General features: G+C 51.7%; 19 protein-coding genes. 8 read left to right on the top strand and 11 right to left on the bottom strand.

What is annotated here, in order from left to right:
* Window positions 1–103 precede the first annotated feature (103 nt).
* Genes ACYVBJ_RS25770 through ACYVBJ_RS25760 form a run of 3 tightly spaced genes read left to right on the top strand, consistent with a single transcriptional unit; the run spans window position 104 to window position 2,700 of the window.
* Window positions 104–385, top strand: coding sequence for a DUF427 domain-containing protein (locus ACYVBJ_RS25770; protein ID WP_460985162.1), 282 nt, complete (start codon window positions 104–106; stop codon window positions 383–385).
* Complete coding sequence (locus tag ACYVBJ_RS25765; protein WP_460985161.1) at window positions 385–1,116, top strand: ABC transporter ATP-binding protein; 732 nt, start codon at window positions 385–387, stop codon at window positions 1,114–1,116. Before ACYVBJ_RS25770 ends, ACYVBJ_RS25765 begins: the two co-directional genes overlap by 1 nt.
* Before the next feature lie 24 nt (window positions 1,117–1,140).
* Entirely contained in the window at window positions 1,141–2,700 is a 1,560-nt protein-coding gene (locus ACYVBJ_RS25760) for an ABC transporter permease/substrate-binding protein (RefSeq protein WP_460985160.1), read from the top strand.
* Window positions 2,701–2,722: 22 nt separating this feature from the next.
* Here ACYVBJ_RS25760 and ACYVBJ_RS25755 read toward each other — a convergent pair whose 3' ends face one another.
* Window positions 2,723–5,131: a TonB-dependent receptor gene (locus ACYVBJ_RS25755; RefSeq protein WP_460985159.1), complete on the bottom strand. Its 2,409-nt coding sequence runs from the start codon at window positions 5,129–5,131 to the stop codon at window positions 2,723–2,725.
* A gap of 251 nt (window positions 5,132–5,382) precedes the next feature.
* The gene (locus tag ACYVBJ_RS25750) at window positions 5,383–6,018 is read right to left on the bottom strand and encodes a DNA-3-methyladenine glycosylase (protein WP_460985158.1); all 636 of its coding nucleotides are present in this window, start codon (window positions 6,016–6,018) and stop codon (window positions 5,383–5,385) included.
* Window positions 6,019–6,077: 59 nt separating this feature from the next.
* On the opposite strand from ACYVBJ_RS25750, the gene ACYVBJ_RS25745 reads away from it, so the two are divergent.
* A complete protein-coding gene (locus tag ACYVBJ_RS25745; protein WP_460985157.1) occupies window positions 6,078–6,482 on the top strand; it encodes a hypothetical protein in 405 nt (134 codons plus the stop codon).
* 6 nt (window positions 6,483–6,488) lie between these two features.
* Here the strand turns inward: ACYVBJ_RS25745 and ACYVBJ_RS25740 are convergent, their stop codons facing one another.
* Window positions 6,489–7,376 (bottom strand): YicC/YloC family endoribonuclease, encoded by an 888-nt coding sequence (locus ACYVBJ_RS25740; protein ID WP_460974962.1) that lies wholly within the window; start codon window positions 7,374–7,376, stop codon window positions 6,489–6,491.
* A gap of 71 nt (window positions 7,377–7,447) precedes the next feature.
* Entirely contained in the window at window positions 7,448–8,914 is a 1,467-nt protein-coding gene (pdxA, locus tag ACYVBJ_RS25735; protein WP_460985156.1) for a 4-hydroxythreonine-4-phosphate dehydrogenase PdxA, read from the bottom strand.
* A gap of 142 nt (window positions 8,915–9,056) precedes the next feature.
* On the opposite strand from pdxA, the gene ACYVBJ_RS25730 reads away from it, so the two are divergent.
* Window positions 9,057–9,995 (top strand): NAD(P)-dependent oxidoreductase, encoded by a 939-nt coding sequence (locus ACYVBJ_RS25730; RefSeq protein WP_460985155.1) that lies wholly within the window; start codon window positions 9,057–9,059, stop codon window positions 9,993–9,995.
* Window positions 9,996–10,076: 81 nt separating this feature from the next.
* Here the strand turns inward: ACYVBJ_RS25730 and ACYVBJ_RS25725 are convergent, their stop codons facing one another.
* Window positions 10,077–11,876 carry an IPT/TIG domain-containing protein gene (locus ACYVBJ_RS25725; RefSeq protein ID WP_460985154.1) on the bottom strand — a complete coding sequence of 600 codons (1,800 nt, stop codon included), beginning with the start codon at window positions 11,874–11,876 and terminating at the stop codon, window positions 10,077–10,079.
* 215 nt (window positions 11,877–12,091) lie between these two features.
* Here ACYVBJ_RS25725 and ACYVBJ_RS25720 point away from each other — a divergent pair, with 215 nt between their 5' ends.
* Window positions 12,092–13,624 carry a P-loop NTPase family protein gene (locus ACYVBJ_RS25720; protein WP_460974966.1) on the top strand — a complete coding sequence of 511 codons (1,533 nt, stop codon included), beginning with the start codon at window positions 12,092–12,094 and terminating at the stop codon, window positions 13,622–13,624.
* A gap of 161 nt (window positions 13,625–13,785) precedes the next feature.
* Window positions 13,786–14,514 (top strand): porin family protein, encoded by a 729-nt coding sequence (locus tag ACYVBJ_RS25715; RefSeq protein WP_460985153.1) that lies wholly within the window; start codon window positions 13,786–13,788, stop codon window positions 14,512–14,514.
* 194 nt (window positions 14,515–14,708) lie between these two features.
* Here the strand turns inward: ACYVBJ_RS25715 and ACYVBJ_RS25710 are convergent, their stop codons facing one another.
* Complete coding sequence (locus ACYVBJ_RS25710; RefSeq protein WP_460974969.1) at window positions 14,709–15,029, bottom strand: heavy metal-binding domain-containing protein; 321 nt, start codon at window positions 15,027–15,029, stop codon at window positions 14,709–14,711.
* Window positions 15,030–15,317: 288 nt separating this feature from the next.
* On the opposite strand from ACYVBJ_RS25710, the gene ACYVBJ_RS25705 reads away from it, so the two are divergent.
* Window positions 15,318–15,854: a lipocalin family protein gene (locus ACYVBJ_RS25705; RefSeq protein WP_460985152.1), complete on the top strand. Its 537-nt coding sequence runs from the start codon at window positions 15,318–15,320 to the stop codon at window positions 15,852–15,854.
* Window positions 15,855–15,904: 50 nt separating this feature from the next.
* On the opposite strand, the gene ACYVBJ_RS25700 is transcribed toward ACYVBJ_RS25705, so the two are convergent.
* From ACYVBJ_RS25700 to ACYVBJ_RS25680, 5 genes are all read right to left on the bottom strand, one after another.
* Window positions 15,905–16,588: a uracil-DNA glycosylase family protein gene (locus ACYVBJ_RS25700; protein WP_460985151.1), complete on the bottom strand. Its 684-nt coding sequence runs from the start codon at window positions 16,586–16,588 to the stop codon at window positions 15,905–15,907.
* Window positions 16,585–17,484, bottom strand: coding sequence for a serine hydrolase (locus ACYVBJ_RS25695; RefSeq protein WP_460985150.1), 900 nt, complete (start codon window positions 17,482–17,484; stop codon window positions 16,585–16,587). Before ACYVBJ_RS25695 ends, ACYVBJ_RS25700 begins: the two co-directional genes overlap by 4 nt.
* Window positions 17,484–18,587 (bottom strand): vWA domain-containing protein, encoded by a 1,104-nt coding sequence (locus tag ACYVBJ_RS25690; protein ID WP_460985149.1) that lies wholly within the window; start codon window positions 18,585–18,587, stop codon window positions 17,484–17,486. The genes ACYVBJ_RS25695 and ACYVBJ_RS25690 overlap by 1 nt, the downstream gene beginning before the upstream one ends.
* A gap of 98 nt (window positions 18,588–18,685) precedes the next feature.
* Window positions 18,686–19,264 carry a Uma2 family endonuclease gene (locus tag ACYVBJ_RS25685; protein WP_460985148.1) on the bottom strand — a complete coding sequence of 193 codons (579 nt, stop codon included), beginning with the start codon at window positions 19,262–19,264 and terminating at the stop codon, window positions 18,686–18,688.
* Between the two features lie 49 nt (window positions 19,265–19,313).
* Complete coding sequence (locus ACYVBJ_RS25680) at window positions 19,314–20,237, bottom strand: aspartate carbamoyltransferase catalytic subunit (protein WP_460985147.1); 924 nt, start codon at window positions 20,235–20,237, stop codon at window positions 19,314–19,316.
* Window positions 20,238–20,300 lie beyond the last annotated feature (63 nt).

Raw genomic sequence — 20,300 nt, 5'->3', positions numbered from 1 at the left:
GGTTATGCTTATTTCGATGTAGAACTAAAGCACTTTTGTGTCATCCCGAGATACGAGGGATGACACAAAACGTTGTCAGAGTCACAACTCAAAACTATATGTTATGAAAGCGATCTGGAATGGTCAGGTTATTGCCGAAAGCGACGATACGGTCGTCGTTGAAAATAACCATTATTTTCCCAAAGAATCGGTCAAAGCGGAATACCTGACCGACAGCGCAACGCACACAACTTGCCCCTGGAAAGGGCTGGCGTCGTACTACTCGTTACACGTAGATGGCAAAGCCAATCCGGACGCTGCCTGGTACTACCCCGATCCGAAACCAGCCGCCAGCCAGATCAAAGACCGGATAGCTTTCTGGAAAGGCGTTCAGGTGGTTTCATAATGATCGAGGTACGTAACCTGACCAAACGCTTTTCGACGCAGGCTGCTGTTGACGATGTTTCGTTTACCGTAGCGCCGGGTGAAACGCTGGTTTTGCTGGGTACAAGCGGTTGTGGTAAGACCACCACGCTCAAGATGATCAACCGATTGATTGAGCCAAGCAGCGGCTCGGTATTCGTCGATGGTACAGATGTGCGCAGCCAATATGGTCCTGACTTGCGTCGCCGTATTGGCTACGTAATTCAGGACGGGGGGCTTTTTCCGCATTACACCATTGCCGAAGCCATTGCAACCGTGCCCAGATTGCTCGGGTGGGACGCTGACGCCATCCGACAGCGAACGAATGAGCTAATCAAAACGCTTCGGCTGCCCGAAACCGTGTTAAATCGTCACCCCGCCGAACTGAGTGGTGGACAACGACAACGGGTAGGGTTAGCCAGGGCGCTGGCTGCCCGTCCGCCGGTGGTGCTGATGGATGAGCCGTTCGGGGCGCTCGATCCGTTCACGCGTCGGCATGTTCGTCGCGAATTGTTTGGCCTGAATGAGTTGAAAGAAACGACGGTTGTGCTGGTCACCCACGATGTGAACGAAGCCCTCGAATTAGCTGATCGGATCGCGTTGATGGACAAAGGACGTATTGTTCAGATCGGGCCGCCCGATGAACTGCTGAATAGACCGGCTACTGATTTTGTCCGCGATTTCCTGGATGAGCAGCCACAACGATTCAAGTAATTTGTTACGCTGACTGCTCCACCCATGACTGATTTCTTCGCCTTCGTCCGTGACCAATCTGATAAGTTGCTGGAGCAAACGCTGACCCATATCGGGTTAACGTTTGTGTCGTTGCTGTTTGCTTTACTGATCGGTGTGCCGCTGGGTATTCTGATCGCGCGTCAGAAACGGTTGGCGAGTAGCGTGCTGGGCGTGGCGGGGGTACTGCAAACCGTGCCAAGTGTCGCCTTACTGGGTTTTCTGATCCCCCTGTTGGGAATTGGCGTTGGACCAGCACTGGTCGCTTTGTTCCTGTACGCTCTCCTGCCGATCATTCGGAACACGTATGTCGGTATCACCGAAGTGAGTCCCCCCATTATAGAAGCCGCGCAGGGCGTTGGCATGACTGACAGACAAGTTTTAACAAAGATAAAGCTGCCTCTGGCGTTACCCGTAATCTTCGCCGGTGTTCGAACGGCAACGGTCATCAATGTAGGCGTAGCGACCTTGGCGGCTTATGTTGCAGCCGGAGGATTGGGTGAATTTATCTTTGGTGGTATCGCGCTCAGTAACGTCAACATGATGTTGGCAGGGGCTATTCCAGCGGCTCTATTGGCCGTTGGCTTTGATTTGGGCTTAGCCAGACTGCAAAAACTGTCTGGCCGGAGACTACGCATAAGCGCCATCGTATTCGTTATCCTCGTTCCTTTCTTGTCGGCTTTTTACCTGTTGCCCGGACGTACTGATAAGCTCATTGCCGGATTCGCCCATGAATTCTATGGCCGTGCCGACGGTTACCCAGGTTTGCAGAAAACGTACGGTTTGCAACTGCGCCCTCGACTGATTGATCAGAACCTGATGTATGAGGCAATTCGTCGTGAGCAGGTCGACATTATCAGCGGCTATTCTACTGATGGACGTATTAAAGCCTTTGATCTGGTCGTTCTGGACGATGATCGGCACGCGTTTCCGCCCTATGAAGCCGCTCCGGTCGTCCGTCAGTCAACGCTTACGCGCCACCCGGAGTTAGGCCCAACGCTCGATCTGCTGGCGGGCAAGTTGACCGATTCAGTCATGACAGCGCTCAATTATCAGGCGGATTATCTACACCAATCGCCCGAAAGCATTGCCCGTACGTACCTGAAAGCCGTTGGTTTGTACCGAAGTTCTCAACCCGGTGACCGTCCGGAAACAATTGTGATGGGGTCGAAGGTATTTACGGAACAATACATCCTGGCTGAGATTTACCGGCAGCTTATCGAAAGTCACACGCGGCTCCGCGTAGCGTCGCGCACGGGGCTTGGCGGTACGCAGATATGCTTCGATGCGCTCCGTACGGGGGCTATCGACTTTTACCCCGAATACACAGGAACGGGTTTACTGGTCATTTTGCAACCGCCCGCCAACACGCTTCAACGTTTGCCTATGCAATCGGATTCCGTGTATGCGTTCGTTAAGGATGCTTTTCTGAAGCGATACAGTTTGCTCTGGCAACGCCCATTAGGCTTCGGTAATAGTTACTGCCTGATGATGCGACGTAAGCAAGCCAATGCGTTGGGCATACAATCAATTGCTGATCTGGCTCGATATGTACGGTCAAAATAGACGTACCGCGTTCTACCGCGCGTTAGTTGTTGCCTTCACTCGATTTTTTATCGTCGTTACTGATCTTTTTCTTCTGGCGTTGGCTGCCGTTCATCTTTCCAAATTCATACTTTAAGTTGAGCCGCCAGCCCCGACGGTACATGGCTACGTCTTGCGTTTGCACAAAATTCGGACCCACGAAATCGTTCCGCCAGTTAATGGTTTCGCTGAACGGATTGTCGTAGCCGAAGCCGATAGTGCCTTTTTTCTTCAGGACCTCTTTTTGCAGCACGATGTTGTAGAAACCAAATCCTCCGTACGTCCCCTGCAAGTTCACCCTGGCCGAGTTGTAAAAGCCGAAAAGCTGGGCCTTAATCCCTTTGCCAAAGTCGATTGTCGAGTTGAGGTTGATGCGGTACATCCAGTCCTCGTTCCGCGTTTTCAACTCGGCACTCTCCAGTACGCTGTAAAACAAATTAACCGATCCATTAACTGTCCACTGTTTTAGGAGCTTCGTATTGGCGCTCAGGTTGACACCATAGGCCGAATTCTGCGCTACGTTCTGGAAAACTTGCAGGAGAACCCCTTCGCTATTTACGGTATTGACGCTTTCGATGGCGTTGTTGGTCTGGCGCAGAAAGAACGAAGCGTTCAGGCTCGTTTGCTTAATGGAAATGCTGTAATTAGCCTCAATGGAGTGCGTTAATTCAGGTTTTAGGTAGGGGTTACCACCGTACAGATTCTTGGAATCCGCCTGATTTATGTAGGGATTCAGGTAAAAGAACTGGGGCCGTTGAATGCGCTGTGAATAGTTCAACCGGATTTGCTGCTCTTTTTTCAGACTACGCGACAGGCTGATACTCGGAATTAGATTGCCGTACGTATTCGAGAATGGGGCGGTTCCGTTCAGGAAGTTGGCCTGAATAAACGTGTGTTCGTAGCGGGCACCGAGGTTCAATCCCCAGTTTTTCTTGGGTGTGCGGCTGTACACTACGTAGGCAGAGGCCACCTGCTGGGCGTAATCGAATACGTTGGCCAGGGCCGGTTGATCCGTAAACGTAGTGGACCCATCGGCAGCAGTGGCTATTCGGTAATCGCTCAGAATTTGCCGGAAGATGGCTTTGGTGCCCAACTCAAGCTTACTCACACTGTCCAGCGGATTGGTGAAATCGAGCTGAATGGTGCCTTCTTTATTGTTGCTGATATTATAGCTCTTTTCGCGATAGTAAGGCAAATTAGCCCGATTTAACAACGTAGAGCCATAATTACTGTCTTCGCCCTCGAACGAGTACAGCATCAGGAAGGTGAGTTCTTGTTTCGGCTTCTTAAAAAGTCGGGTATAATCCAGATTAAGCGTGGCCCCGGACCAGTCGTAAGTACGGCTCATGTCCCGGCGAAAATACTGGTTAACCACCCCCCGGCTACTCTCCTCGAAGTTGATGTCGAAGCCGTTGGTATTGGCCCCATCGTAGTAATTCAAGCCTGTCCCGATCCGATTGAGGGAGTCAATGTCCCAGTCTACATTGAGCGTACCGTAAAAATTCTTCCCGTTGCCCCGTACCCATTGCGTCTGGTCCTGATCTGTGACAACGCCTTCGTTCGTGAACGACCGCAGAAGCCGTATGTACCGTTTGTTTTTCCAGTCGCTGAAACCACCGTTGGCCGAAAGAGAAACGCTTTTCATCCGGTGGTTGATGCTGGCGTTCGGCCAGTTGTTCCACTGACCGAAATTGGGGCTGACGGAGCCGCTGGTCCCTTGCAGCGAATTTTTCTTGGTAATGATGTTGATGATGCCAGCCGTCCCTTCGGCATCGTATTTGGCCGACGGCGACGTAATGACCTCTACCTGCTTAATAATGTCGGCGGGAATTTGTCTTAGCGCGTCCGAAATGCTGCGGGCAACGATACTGGACGGTTTGTTGTTGATTAACACCTTAATGTTAGAACTGCCCCGAAGCTGTACATTACCTTCAATATCAACGGCTATCGACGGAATTTTCTTTAATACGTCCGTAGCATCGCCCCCTTTAATGCTGATGTCTTTTTCGGCATTGTAAACCATCCGGTCCGACTTCTCTTCGAATAGGGACTTTTGATCGGTTACTGTTACTTCAGCCAGCTTCTGGACCGTCTGGGCCAGTTTGATGACGCCGACTTCCACATCCTGTCCGGCTGGGACCGTAACAGGGGCAACTGTTTTTGAGGTATAGCCGACGAACGAGATCTGAACGCTGTACGTGCCCGCGTCGACTTTCGAGAAAACGAATTTTCCGGTCGCATCGGCGGTGGTTCCCTGCACAATTTTACCGGATTTCAGGAGCGCGGCCGTGGCAAATTCCACGGGTTTGTTCGCCGTGGAATCAAGCAGTAAACCGGAAATTCTGGATTGCTGAGCCAATAAGAAGCCTGTGCTCGACGCGAACGCGAGCAGCGCAAGTAGAAAAGATTTCATGGGGGTTGGCTGGTTAGCGGATGTATTTGTTGTTAGCTAGTGAAGGAGATTCATTCAGGCTAACGACACAGGTTGTAGAGAAACGTTGCACGCACTTGCGTTAGTTGTGCTTGAGTAGTTTTCTGCGGGCGAGGTCAATTCTCAGAAAATATGCCCAAGACGTAGTGAAAGGACTCTAATTAGGCCCAAAAGGTACTTGGATATAACCTACTCTTAACGAAGGGGTTGCACGCATATCAACTGGACTGACGTTACAACTTACTTACAAACCGGTTGCCTTTTACGTAATATCGGTAGGGGAGGTCGGCGCCGTGGGTTAGGCCGATGCGGGTTGTCGTGACCATCTCAAAGTCGTGCAACACCGTTGGTCGAATAAAAATTGGGCCGTTCGTAAGCGACGAAAAATTGTGGTCATGCCGGTTGATACCCATCGAGATCACCAGCTTGCCGGGGCCGTTGCACAGGTTGCGGAAACCGGCCGGTGTTTTCGGGTCAATGGTGTTGTTGCGGTAGCGCTCGAACCCGGTTTTGAAGGCTTCGTTACGTCGTAAAGCCATTAACTCAACACCTTCGGTAGGTTCAATCGCCCGGATGAGTACCGCTTCGCCCACGTTTTCCGGTCCCGTTACAACGTTGATGCAGTGGTAATGATTATAAATCTGATAGACGTACAGCGTACCGGCGGGACCAAACATGGCCGCATTGCGCGTTGTTTTTCGCCGGTAGGCATGGCAGGCCGGATCACCGGTTATGTAGCCTTCGGTTTCGACAATGATGCCCGCCGTAGTGCCCTCCGGACTTTCGTGAACCAGTTCGCAGCCCAGTAACAATTGAGCCAGCGTTAACGTATCGTGGGTTTGGTAAAAGTCGGCAGGTAGTTTGTTCATTCGCTCGTCGTCCAATCAAATCACTGGCTTATCAAACAAACTTGACCGCAGACTGTTCATTGGTTTATCAAAAACATACCATCAACTACAAACAGGCTATGAAGGGCGTACTGGTTATGCTGGCTCAGGTCGGTTTCTGGGGGCTGTTGGGCTGCGCGCCCGACGAAGTGTTACCCGACACATTCACAAATCAGGCCGCCGAAATCGAACTGGTTTCGTGTTCGCGCGGCTGCGAGCAGTACGTTCTGAACACGGAAACGGTTGTGTTTCACATAGAAAACATGCCCGACTCGCTGAAGATAAGAGCCGTACCGGAAGCCTACGTGAATAATCGCCTGTCGGTAGTCGTTAGCGGCAGGCGGCTTGATGAACAGGTGCAGGTGTATACGCCTGGCCCTGGCGACAAACCAGAGCCAGCGTATAAGGCCTATAAGCTGCAGTTGACGGCTATACGACGTCGCTAACAGGCTCTAAATGACATTCATCGTTTGCTCTTTGATCTTCTCCAGCTCATCTTTCATCTGAACCACGAACCGCTGGATGGCTGCGTCGTTTGCTTTTGAGCCGATGGTGTTGATCTCCCGGCCAATTTCCTGCGAGATGAAGTTGAGCTTCTTGCCGTTGGCTTCTTCGGTTGATAGCACTTCCAGAAAGTAGCTCAGGTGATTCTTAAGTCGAACCTTCTCTTCCGAAATATCGAATTTCTCGACGTAGTAGACCAGCTCCTGCTCAAAGCGGTTCTGATCGAAGGTTTCGCTCTCCAGTAACTCTCTGACACTATTCCGCATCCGGTCGCGCACCGCCGGAATCCGCCGTACGTCCTGCTCTTCAATATCGGCCAGCCGGTCGCTGATGGTTTTAATATACTCCTGAAACTTGCTTTCCAGCACGGCACCGTCCTGTCTGCGGAATTCGTCGCAACGCCGGATTGCTTCCTGAACGGCCGCCTGTATGGTTGTCCAGTCCGAAGCGTCGGCCGAAGGGTCAGCGGATTCCGATACGTACGCATTGGGTTGCTGCAGAGCCAGTTGCAGTACGTCGCTGTCCGAAACGCTCATCAGCATGCTATTCGCCGTTTCCTTAAGATCACTCACGTAAGCCGCTACCAGAGGGCGATTGATAGTCACCCCCGGCCGAATGGCGCTGGTACGGGTCAGATTGAGCGATAATTCGACCTTACCGCGTTCCAGTTGTTGAGTGAGCAAGGCCCGAAGCTCAATTTCTTTATCCGAAAACTGACGCGGAATCCGGCAGTAGATGTCGAGAAATTTCGAGTTAAGAGTTTTAACCTCGGCCGTCACCGACAGGCCAGCGGCCTCTACAGTTGCGTTGCCGAAGCCAGTCATTGATTTAAGCATGAGTTATCGAGTTATACGGTCGAACTGTTATTGAATTATAAGATGCATTTATAACTCTGTAACTTTATAACTTATTTAAGAGCATTTGCTTCCAGTTCAGCGTGTTCTTTTCGTTGACGCGCTACGTCGACGGCGGTGTAAATGGCCTGTAACATCGACGTTTCGTCGGCCAGATTTTTACCTGCAATATCATACGCAGTGCCGTGATCGGGGGAGGTGCGAACAACGGGCATGCCCGCGGTAAAATTAACTCCTTCTTCAAACGCAATGGATTTGAACGGAATCAGGCCCTGGTCGTGGTACATAGCCAATACAGCATCGAACTTGGTATAGCCCCGCGTGCCAAAGAAGCCATCGGCGGGGTAGGGACCAAACACCAGATGCCCCTTGTTTTTCCAGTCGGCCAGCAGCGGCTTGATGATCTCCTGCTCCTCGTCGCCTAGTAGCCCTTCTTCGCCCGCGTGCGGATTCAAGCCCAACACGGCAATTTTCGGTTTTTCAATGCCAAAATCCTCCTTCAGCGACTGCATCATCAGCGATAGCTTCTGGGTAATACGTTCGCGCGTAACGTGTTGGCGAACGCGCCCCAATGGTACGTGCCCCGTTACCACGCCAACCCGCAGGCGCTCGCTGACCATGAACATCAGGTTATCCGCTACGTCGAACTCTTGCGCGAGGTATTCGGTATGCCCCGGAAATTTGAACTCCTCGGATTGAATGTTGTATTTGTTGATGGGTGCCGTAACCAGCGCATCCAGTTTGCCGGCTTTCAGATCGTCAACGGCGCGCTGCAGACAGGCAAAAGCGGCCTGGCCTGCTTCTGGCGTTACCTGACCCGGCTGAATATCCTGATTCTGATCCGGCCAGCACGTAATTACGTTCGTCATCTTGTGGCTAATCTGATGAATGGTCTGAGCACCGTTCAGGTTCCAGTCTTTGAAGTTCAGCAGATTGCGGTAGCGATTCAGTACGCGCATAGAGCCGTAAATAACGGGCGTACAGATCTTTTGCAGGCGGTTATACTGCAACGCTTTCAGGATTACTTCGGGGCCAATGCCGTTGTAGTCGCCGAGCGATATGCCGATGATCAGGCGTTCGTCACGGCCCGTATTGTCCAGCACCTGGCCGCCCTGGTCACCGGAGTCGCGTACGGCCGGGCTCTCGGGCCGACTGTCGCGTTCGGGCGAATTTCGCTCGCGGTTTCCCTGGGATCGGTCGCGGTCATTGGCCGGAGACGGGTTCTTGTTCGGGGGCGTATCGTTCCGGTTCGTCCGCTGGTTGTTATCCCGCTGGGTGAACGTCCGCTGATGGGGTTCGCGCTGGCCTGAGCCATCGTTACGGCCGTTGCGGTTCGTTTCGTTCCGATTATTGGGTTGCCGGTTCTCACGCTGGTTAGTTGCCCGTTGCCCGTTTCCGGGTTGATTGGCCTGCTGCGGAACCGGTGACTGGGTAGCGGTAGGGGGGGTATGATCAGGCTGAGGTCCCGTTGGCGGGGACACGCGCGCTTCGTTCGATCCTTCTGGTTCGCGTTGTTCCATGTACTTTTAGTAGTTTCGCCAGTTCGTACTCGTGATGTATAATGGCGAGTAAATAATGAACGGGCTTACAACCAACGAATCAAGCCGTTGTTCGGTATCCATCGTTCATTCACAATAGCTGCAAGTTACAAAAACCCAACGGATGTCCCAGAATCAGCCCCTCATTCTGATTGCCGACGAGATGCACCCGTCGCTGTTTGCCATGCTCGACGAAGCTGGCTTCACCTATGCCTATCAACCTAAAATTACGCGGGCCGGTTTGCTCGAACAACTTTATCCATTTGAAGGGCTGATCATTCGCAGTAAGACTACGGTTGATGAAGAACTGCTTGCCCAGGCTCCCAACCTTCGCTACATCGGGCGGGCGGGCGCTGGCTTGGATCTTATTGATTTAGAGGCCACCGAGCAACGGAAGATTGCCGTTTTTCACGCCGGAGAGGGTAATCGCGATGCCGTTGCTGAACACGTAGTGGGTATGCTGCTGGCTTTGCTGGCCAATATCCTCAAAGCCGACCGCGAAGTGAGACAGGGTATCTGGGATCGGGAAGGTAACCGGGGCTATGAACTTGGGAGCCTGACGGTGGGCATTGTCGGATACGGTAATAATGGACGTGCTACAGCCCGGCGGTTGAGTGGGTTTGGGTGCCGCGTGCTGACCTACGACAAGTATCTGACGAATTACGGCGACGAATGGGCGCAGGAAGCGACAATGGCGCAGGTAATGGCCGAAGCCGACGTCCTAAGTCTGCACATTCCGTTGACTGACGAATCTCGGATGATGATCAACGATACGTTCATTGAACAGCTTGCTAAACCCGTTTACCTGATCAACATCGCGCGGGGTGAAATCGCGTCGCTGTCGGCCGTTGTGCGAGGGCTGGAAAGCGGTAAGCTTCGCGGGGCCTGCCTGGATGTGCTGGAAAACGAAAAGCTGAACAAGCTAACCCCCGAGCAGCAAACGGCTTTCGACTACTTGCGCCAGTCGGACCGAGTTATCCTAACTCCACACGTAGCGGGATGGACGCACGAAAGCTACGTCCGGATCAATGAAGTGCTGGTCAGGCAGTTGAAGGCGATGTAATATCAGTTCAATAGTACTCTTACAGCAACGGCCGGCTCCTCTTTTCCAGTTGAAGAGAGGAGCCGGCCGTTGCTGTTCTGGCTATTTGAACACCGTAAAGTTTGAGGTTGTGCAGGCCGTACCGGCTTCATTGGTTAAGCAGATCTGCCCCGTAGCCGCTCCGACCGGAACCATAACGATCAATGAGTTACCGTTGATAATAAACTTCGCCGGTACAGATGAGCCACTGCTAAAGCGTACGGCCTGAATGGAAGCCAGGTTCTGACCTGTTATCACAATGTCCTCACCAATTTTGGCTGATTTAGGCGTGTAGTCCAAGCCCGACGGCAACCGTAGCACCGTAAAGGGTGTCGTAAGGATTCCATCGTTGGTTGCATTCACAATACGTAGCGGCCCTGTCTGGGCATCGTTCGGCACTAATACCCAACGCTCGGTATCTTCGTTTTTTCCTGCATCAACGGCCGGTACGTTGGTGCCGGTAAAAAAAATCTGTGCATCGAGTAAAAAGTCACCCCGCAGCACTATCCGCTCGCCCAAACGAGCTCTGGCCGGAATAATGTCGGTAATAACCGGATTCTGTACCACCACCAGCGGCCGGGCGGTCGTGGCTGAGCCAGCGCGGTTAACTACTGTAACCGGGCCGCTAACCCCGTTCGTCGGTACGTTCACCAGCAGCTGAGAGCCTTCGACGCGGTCGGTGATTGGAACGGCGATGGTACCAATGCGTACTTCCTGGATGCGATACAGATTCTGCCCGGTAATAGTAATCGGCCGACCACGTAACTGCCGGGCGAGGTTAACCGAAATGTTGCTCGGCGCTAAATAGAAAAAGAACGGATCGGCAGCCGTAGCCACACCGCCTACGCTGGTTGCCGATATTGTTACGTTGCCCGATGTTGTAAAGGCTGGTACGGTAGCTTCAATCTGTGTATCGCTCAGAACGCGGAAGTTAACCGACGTAGTACCGAACGTAACCGACGTTACGTCCCGCAGGCTCTCGCCCGTCAGAATCAGTTTATCCCCGGCGACCCCATCGCGGCTGCTCAGGCTGGCAATGGCAGGTCGCTGGATAATTTGCAGGCTATCGGTGCTGACCGCCACCAGCTTCTCAAATACCCTGACCGTTACCCGGCCCGACTTGGCATTCGTCGGAATCATCGTCCGGATTTCGTTGTCTTTAATGGTCGTCTGACTGCGGTCGGTGCCTAACTCGTTGATGTAAACTACGGCGTCCAGCAGGTTGGTCCCCTGAATGATGAGTTCCGAACCCGGTTTCGCCTGTTTGGGCGATATGCTGGTGATCTGGGGCGTTCCGGCAACGATAAAGATCCCCGATACGACACCCCCCGCCGTTTCAATATTGATTCCGATAGAGCCGCGCGGTACAGTAGCGGGTACGACAACCGTCAGCTTTTGGGCCGAACTGTCTTTTACGGTTGCATTAATCCCGGCGAATTTGATTGATTTGACCTGGTTGAGGTAAGCGCCCGTGAGTTCGACGGTTGTGCCGGGCAGGCCATTGCCTGGGTTTATACCGGCTATAGCGGGCGCAGGTTGCTGAACCAGAAAGGGAAGCGGGTCAGACAAGCCTTCGTCGGTTTGCACCCGCACCTGTGTGGAGCCCGGCGGCACCAGCGGTACCAGTACCCGAATGGTGTTGTCGTCGCTGCTGGCGACTTTGGCCGTTACGGCTGAACCCGCCGAACCAAACGTGACTACGGGCGACTTGCCAAACTGATACCCATTTAACGTAACGGGCTCATCAACGAATGCCTGCCTGGGTGTTAATCCCGTTAATTCGGGTGGGCTCTTCTGAATGCGGCAGCCCGACAAACTGATGATAAAAAGGAACGCGATAAAAAGAGGTAAAGTCGTTTTCATAAACGGCAGAAGCAACCGGCAGCGGGCGCAGACATTCGTAGAGGAAGGGTAAAATTAGTCATTTTGACTGTCTAAAAACCATTTCTTTCGAAAGCCTGTTAGGTTTAGTGGACGATGTAACCACCCGGCAGTGCCGTTGTGCTGTCTTATACATACGCACAATCAGGCCTCTATCGTATACGTTACATCAGCCGTTATACACTCAAAAACGCCCAATGAACTACCGCAGCCTGAAATCATCAAAATTATTGACGATCACTACGCTTGGCGAGTTAAAAGCCGCCGGGTACGAACCCCGCTCAATCAAGCAGGAATTGCGGGACAACCTGATTGACCGAATTAAAGAGAAAGAAGTTGTTTTTCCGGGTATCTGGGGGTACGAAGATACCGTTATTCCGGATGTGGAACGGGCCATTCTGTCTATGCACCACATCAATCTGCTGGGGTTGCGCGGGCAGGCGAAAACCCGGATTGCCCGGTTAATGGTCAATTTACTGGACGAATACATTCCGGTGGTGGCCGGGTCGGAACTGAACGATGATCCCCTGCAGCCGCTGTCCCGCTATGCGCTGGATGTGATTGCCGAGAAAGGCGATCAGACCCCAATCGCCTGGATGCACCGGAACGACCGGTATACCGAAAAGCTCGCAACGCCCGACGTATCGGTCGCCGACCTGATTGGGGACGTTGATCCGATCAAGGCCGCTACGCTTAAATTGCCCTATTCAGATGAACGGACCATTCACTTCGGCCTGATTCCCCGGTCGCACCGCTGTATCTTCGTCATCAACGAGCTGCCCGATTTGCAGGCCCGTATCCAGGTATCGCTCTTTAATATTTTACAGGAAGGCGACATTCAGATTCGGGGCTTTAAGCTTCGGCTGCCGCTCGACATTCAGTTCGTGTTTACGGCCAACCCGGAAGATTATACCAACCGGGGCAGCATTGTAACGCCCTTAAAAGATCGGATCGACTCGCAGATCGTTACGCACTATCCGAAGTCGATCGAGATTGGTAAGAAGATCACCATGCAGGAGGCCATTGTGAAGACCGAGCAGAAAGGTATGGTGAAAACCAACGACCTGATTGCCGATCTGATTGAACAGATTGCCCTCGAAGCGCGCGAAAGTGAGTACGTAGACGCGAAAAGTGGCGTATCGGCTCGTATGACAATTTCGGCCTACGAAAACCTGTTGTCTTCGGCCGAACGGCGCTCGCTGCTCAACGGCGAAAAAGAAACCTATGTACGTATTGCCGATCTGTACGGCGTAGTGCCGGCCATTTGCGGTAAAGTGGAACTGGTGTACGAAGGCGAAGTCGAAGGCCCTGTTATTGTGGCGCAGAACCTGATCGGGAAAGCCATCCGGAATCAGTTTCTGCAATACTTCCCCAACCCCGAGAAAGCCAAGAAAGACAAACGCGGCAATCCGTACAAGAAAGTTACCGACTGGTTTGGTGACGGCAATACGATGGATATTCTGAACGATCTGACCAACCGCGACTACGAAGCCCGTCTGAAAACAATCGATGGTCTGGATGACGTAGTGGATCAGTTTCACGCACGCCTGAGCAAATCGGAAAAGTTATTCATGATGGAGTTTGCCTTACACGGTTTGGCCGAACACTCGCTGGTTGGTAAGAAGGCGATGGATACAGGCCAGTCGTTTAAAGATCTGCTTGGCTCCATGTTCAATCCAAACAACGGATTCGGTGAAGAGGAAGAAGACGAGGACGACGATCGGTACTAAGCTGACTGATCAGTTTCGGTAACAAAACAGCACTCCAGATGGGGTGCTGTTTTGTTAGGATAGTACGCGTCTTATCTAGTGGGATTGTATACAAAAGCGAAAGACGTAGTATTGTCGCGCAATGCAACTGTCCATATGTTTGATCATTCGCGTTTGACGTTATGAAAATCACACTGTTTATCTGTCATTTACTACTCATTGCCGTCAGCGTTCCTGCGCAGCGGGTTCAGCCTTCCCGTTCGGCGAACGCAGCGAGTACGGATAACAAAACGTCTTCAATCGCTTCAGATTTGTCGGTTGGGCTACGGCTTGGAGGGAATATATACCTCGATAAAGGTGATGACGTTAATCAACAGGGAATCTCAGCCAAAGCCCAATACGCTCCTGGGGTCACGGCTGGCTTAGTGATCAATTATGCGTTTGACAAGTCATTCTCCATCCAGCCCGAGGTTTCGTATACCCAGTTAGGATCACAATACAAGGGAAGTTTCAGAGGCCAGGAGCTTAAGATCGGTTCTACCATCAATGTCGTTGAGGTTCCGGTATTGCTGAAATATTCGTTTGGCGAGTTCAGCCACGGCATTCAATTGTTTGTGAATACCGGGCCGTTTATTTATTATGGCTTGAGTGCTCAAACGAAGACCACCTTAGGGACCCAATCAGACACGCAGAAAACGACTTTTGATAAGGATACAGATGGTCGATTAATTTACGGAGTTGCGGCCGGTGTTGGAGCCGTAGCTCCGATAGGCCCCGGTTCGCTTTTGGTCGAAGCGCGCTTTAACTACGGGTTAGGAAACAACGCAAAAAATGCCAGTGACGACGATAAGACAAAAGTTGCTACGTTGTCCGTAGGCTATTTGATCAACCTGTCAACTTTAGGATTGTAAAAGGCGTAGATTCCTGATAAAAGCAGAAGGCCTGGCGGGACCAGGCCTTCTGCTTTTATCCGTTCAGAAAGACACCGTATGGCGCTATCGCAGTGTAGATTGCAACCCAAAATTGCGCACCGGACTGATCTCCCGATCCGTTGGGAATCGTAGGGATGTTTTATAGCTGATGTATTTGGAACCAGCAAAGCCGGTTACTCGACTACTACCGCTGTTCCGTTTGCCGAAACCATGAGCATAGAGCCGCTGCCCCCGATGGTCTGATAATCCAGATCGACACCAATTACGGCGTTGGCCCCCAGGCGGGTGGCCTGGTCAACCATCTCTTTGATGGCAATACTCTTCGCTTCGCGTAGTCCCTGCTCATAAGCGCCAGAGCGCCCCCCGACTACGTCGCGGATGTTAGCAAAGAAATCCTTTACCAGATTAGCTCCGATAATGGCCTCCCCATTGACTAAGCCAACGTACTGTTTGATGTGTTTACCTTCAATATTGGGCGTAGTGGTTACCAGCATTGTATGGACCGATTGTATGACACAAACTTCGCAAAGGTAAACCGTACGCCGTAAGTTTCATCACGGTCTTTCTTTGCTCCACTTATTTCTTCTCCGTGTATTGCTTACCCGGCTTCGGGGCGATTCTGAGGTAATGACCCATTACGTCCTTCCAGTTCACAAGGGGGAAATGACAGTTCAGGCGCAGTATCGTGCTGTTCACACAGTTGTCTGCTGGTGACCTTGCCCTGGCGTTCTACTTTTGACAAGTATTCGAACAATCACTATAACAGCATAACACAAATTCTTATGAAAGCGATGAATTTTACCCGCCTTTTCACCTGGGCATTAGTAGTGGCGATGCCACTGTGGTTTGGAAGCTGTAAGAAAGATGGCACCGACATCGTTACGCCTGGAGGAGGTGGGTCTTCGGTTGAAGGAACCTGGAGAATCTCAGGCTATAAAGTTAATCCCGGTTTTGATGATGGCAATGGTAACAAAGTTACCGACCTGCTTGCTTACCTTCAGAATTTACCTGGTGGAGTGGGTAAAGAGGCTGTTACCTGCCTGACAACAACCAAAATTACTTTTAACAGCAATGGCAAAATCACCGGAGTCGCCGGAACTGGCTGTGATGCCTCTTCAGACATGAATCCCGTCGAAGACAATTCAAACTGGAAGCTGGACGGTAATAAAATGACCATTACTTCAGGAAATGAGGTGACGGTATATGATACGGCCGTAAGTGGTAACGTACTGAAACTGTCAAGCAAGCAGCAGGAAGATTTTGATGGTGACGGTACTGAAGAAACGTATACCGTTACTATGGAACTGACAAAAGCATAGTCGAAAGGATTCTCTTTGAAAAGAGGTCCATCGCACGATGGGCCTCTTTTTTATGTTCCTTCTGTGCATTCATGCAGCGTAGCAATGTACCGCTCCAGGTAAATTGGCAGGTCTCTGGTTTTGTACTGGAGAATGTACCGTGGGTGATCGAGCGTAACGATACGGCCGAAAAAGCCCTGCTGTTCGTTGAGCCGACGCAGATACGTTTCGTTTTTACGACCTAAACAAACAGCTACGTTCCGGTCGGCTCCAAACCGTAACTGAGTTTGAATAGTCTCTGTAATGGCTGGCCACAAAGCCGCCGTAGTACTCTTGTCGTCGTAAAAATTATAATTCTTTCCATCCTTCGTTAAGGCTAGCGGAAAAAGCGAGGTCAGGAAGAAGCGGCCGTAAAACTCCTCTGCGCCACCAAAAGCTTCGACAACCTGATAAATGAACCGACTCGACAGTTCGGGCGTATCCGCAAGGTCATTAGCGATTCCGCAGTACCGGCGCAGATTCTGGGGCGTAGTAAACGATATGCCCGTAACTCCGGCCCCAAAGCGACCGGGATTAATGCCCAGTATGAAAACGCGGGGTTTCGTGTCGCTGTAAAATTTTGTATAAAACTCCGCAACGATACGCTGCACTTCGGGCTTCTCATAGGGGTTCATCACGCCAACGTCCGGAGGTAAATTTTGAGGAGCTGCAAGAGCGTGGTAATAAGTGATGGCCTGCTTGGCGAAGGTGTTCATTGATGCGAAAAATAGTTGTAACAGATTAATGAAATCTCCGCAATCGTTCGCTCAGCTTCGGACGTTGGAATACCCTGTACAAAGACAGAAAGCAGAAACGGGTGTTTCGCGTACACAATGCCCGCATCACCACGGACATACGCCAACGTACCGGTTTTGTGCGCAACGACCGTGGTTTTAGGCAGCAGCCGCGGAATGGTTTGCCTGTCTTCGTTCTGCTTCAGAATGCCAATCATCTGATCGCAAAGCGCAGGCGTAGCAACCTGATGGCGATAGATCTTCTCCAGCAACCGGTTCATTTCGTGCGCCGTTACGTAGTTCTCCCGGCCTTGTTTGGCCGCCAGCGTATCCATCATCACCCGATTCAACTGACTTTGCGTTAGCCCCAGCGTTCGGATCCGCTGGTTGATGGCGTCGCGGCCCAGTTCGTTGATAAAGATATTCGTTGCCGTGTTATCGCTGTATACCATCATCAGCCGAAGCAGGTCCCGGTAGCTGATCCGGCTGCGGTGCGGGTACGTTTTAAGGACGCCATCGCCCCCCGTTTTTTCGGAATCGGTCAGGATGTGCATGTCGTCCAGATCAAGCGTTTCCGCCTTTGCCCGCTCCATCACGTCAACCAGAATCGGCAGCTTAATGACACTGGCCGAAGGCACCCGTTCATTCTCCCGATGATTGAACACGACGCTGCTGTCGACCAGCGATTTTACCGCGATACTTACTCTGGCGCTAGCCGGTAGTCGACGCAGGTAGGTTGTCAACGAGTCAGTAAGACCAGGCCGGGACTGACTAACCGCATCAGTTGTCATACTAAAGAGCAAAAACAAAGTCGGGACAAGCGCCCCGACTTTTAGATAACGTAGATTCATCCGACCAGCCGTGATGGCAACGTGCATTACTTAATATTCTTCCGGCGGTTGCGCTGGAAATCTTCAAACATCATGTTGCCAAGACCCTGCAAACCGCTGTAATAGGCTCGTCCGTTGTTCACCTTCGTAAACTCCTGCACAAACTGCTTCAGGTACGGATCGGAGGCAATCATGAACGTCGTGATCGGAATCTCTAACCGACGGCATTGGGCCGCTAATGTCAGCGTTTTGCTGACAACTTTCCGGTCGAGGCCAAACGAGTTCTTGTAGTATTTGATGCCTTCTTTCAGACAGGTCGGTTTCCCATCTGTAATCATGAAAATTTGCTTGTTCTTATTCTTACGCCGACGTAACAGGTCCATTGCCAGTTCCAGCCCGGCAACCGTGTTGGTGTGATACGGGCCAACTTCCAGATAGGGGAGGTCTTTCGCCTGAATCTGCCACGCATCGTTTCCGAATACCACAATATCGAGCGTGTCTTTGGGGTATTTGAGCTTCACGAGTTCAACCAGCGCCAGCGCCACTTTCTTGGCGGGCGTAATCCGATCTTCGCCGTACAAAATCATCGAGTGGCTAATGTCGATCATCAGCACCGTCGACGTCTGCGTTTTCTGCTCTTTTTCGGTGACTTCCAGGTCGCGCTCCATCAGGGTGAATTCTTCAACCCCGCTATTGATCTGGGCATTTTTGATGGACTCGGTCATCGATATTTGCTCCAGCGTATCGCCAAACTGGTACGTACGCAGGTCGCTGCTTAGCTCGTCGCCCGTTCCGGTATACGGCGTCTTATGGTTGCCACCGGACTTCGAGCGTTTGAGTTTGCCGAAAATCTCTTCGAGGGCGGACCGGCGAATGGTCTGTTCGCTTTTCGGCGTCATTACGATACGTCCCTGCTCGTTGTCTTCGGTCAGATACCCTTTTTCTTTAAGGTCTTCAAAGAAGTTGCCGATACCGTATTTATCGTCGGTTAAGCCGTATTGACGGTCGAGCTGGTTCATCCACGACATCGCCTGTTCGACATCGCCAGCGGTAAGCAGCAACAGTTGCTGAAAGATATTCAGCAGTTGGTCGAACTTGCTGCCTTCTTTCTGTTCAGGCGGTATATAATCAGAGAATTGAAAGCCTTTCATTCGTTTGTTGTTCAGTTGTAGAGGTGACTGGCTGATCCGTAGCGGGCACGTTTGCAGAACAGAACGATTTACGTATTTGTTCGGGCTGCTTCAAAGACTTACAAATCGACCTGAATGGTTAGATCGGGTAGAACATCCTCGCCCGATAACGTAACGGCACCCCCTTGACGAATATCAATCGAACCGTTTTCGCGATAGATGAATACCTGCTTACCCGCCCGGTCAAGTAACCACCCCAGTCGACATCCGTTGTCGCGGTACTCTTCCATTTTGTCCTTTAAGATCTTTAACTCGTCACTGTTGGAACGGATTTCAACGACGAAGTCAGGACAGATGGGGGCAAACTTCTGTCGATCCGCTTCCGGTATGGCATCCCAACGTTCTTTACTCACCCAGGAGACATCTGGCGATCGAACTGCGGAGTTCGCTAGTTTGAATCCGGTCGAGGAGTCAAATACATGGCCGCGCTTGGTACGGCGATTCCAACTCCATATTTCGCCAGATAGATCGGCGTTATAACGTCCTGTTTCTGTTCCGGTGGGGGGCACAAGAATAATATTCCCATTTGCATCGCGCTCCAACTTCGTTGTTTCGTTGGCCTGGCACAAGGCAAAGAAAAAATCATCGTCGAATTCGCGGTAACGGGGTGGATGTAGGGTGCGAAGTTCCAGATCCATAATCAAGGGCTTTTGTCAAATATAACGAAAACCGGCGAGAAATGGCGTATTACAACTGAGCCAGCAGATACAGCACCGCCATTCGTACGGCTACCCCATTCTCTACCTGATCGAGAATAATAGAATGCGACGAGTCGGCCGCATCGGACGTTAGCTCAACCCCCCGGTTAATCGGACCTGGGTGCATCAGCACGATTGGCCGGTCCAACTCATCGAGCATCTGTTTGGAGATACCGAAATACAGCGAATACTCCCGCAACGACGGGAAGTACTTGATCTGCTGCCGTTCCAGCTGAATACGCAGCACGTTGGCGACATCGCACCAGGCCAGCGCGGTCCGCACATCATGCCCAACTTTTACGCCTAACGCGTCGATGTGTTTGGGAATAAGCGTCTTCGGGCCGCAAACCATGACTTCGGCACCTTGCTTCTGAAGACAGAAAATATTCGATAATGCCACCCGCGAATGGGTGATGTCGCCGATAATAGCTACACGTTTGCCCGCTACGTCGCCTAGCTTCTCGCGGATCGAAAACGAATCGAGCAGCGCCTGGGTAGGGTGCTCGTGGGTGCCATCGCCCGCGTTCACTACGTTCGCTTTGATGTGCTGGGTGAGGTAATGCGGAGCGCCGGGGCTGCTGTGCCGCATCACGACCATATCGACCTTCATGGCCAGGATATTGTTGACCGTGTCGAGCAGGGTTTCGCCTTTTTTTACCGAACTTCCGGATGCTGAAAAATTCACTACATCGGCCGACAGTCGTTTCTCGGCAAGCTCGAAGGAGAGCCGGGTACGCGTCGAATTTTCAAAAAAAACGTTGGCGATCGTTACGTCGCGTAACGAAGGAACTTTCTTGATGGGCCGGTTGATGACTTCCTTGAACTGACCCGCTGTTTCAAGAATTAATTGAATATCAGACTCCGTCAAGTCTTTGATGCCCACCAGATGGCGGACGCTGAGAGATTGGGCCATGGGAGGGATGCGAACAAAACTGGGCAAAGATAACGTAAACCTCGTTGGATTGAGAAATTCGTA

The organism is Spirosoma fluminis (assembly GCF_054778895.1).
This window is presented reverse-complemented; position numbering and strand designations above follow the sequence as displayed.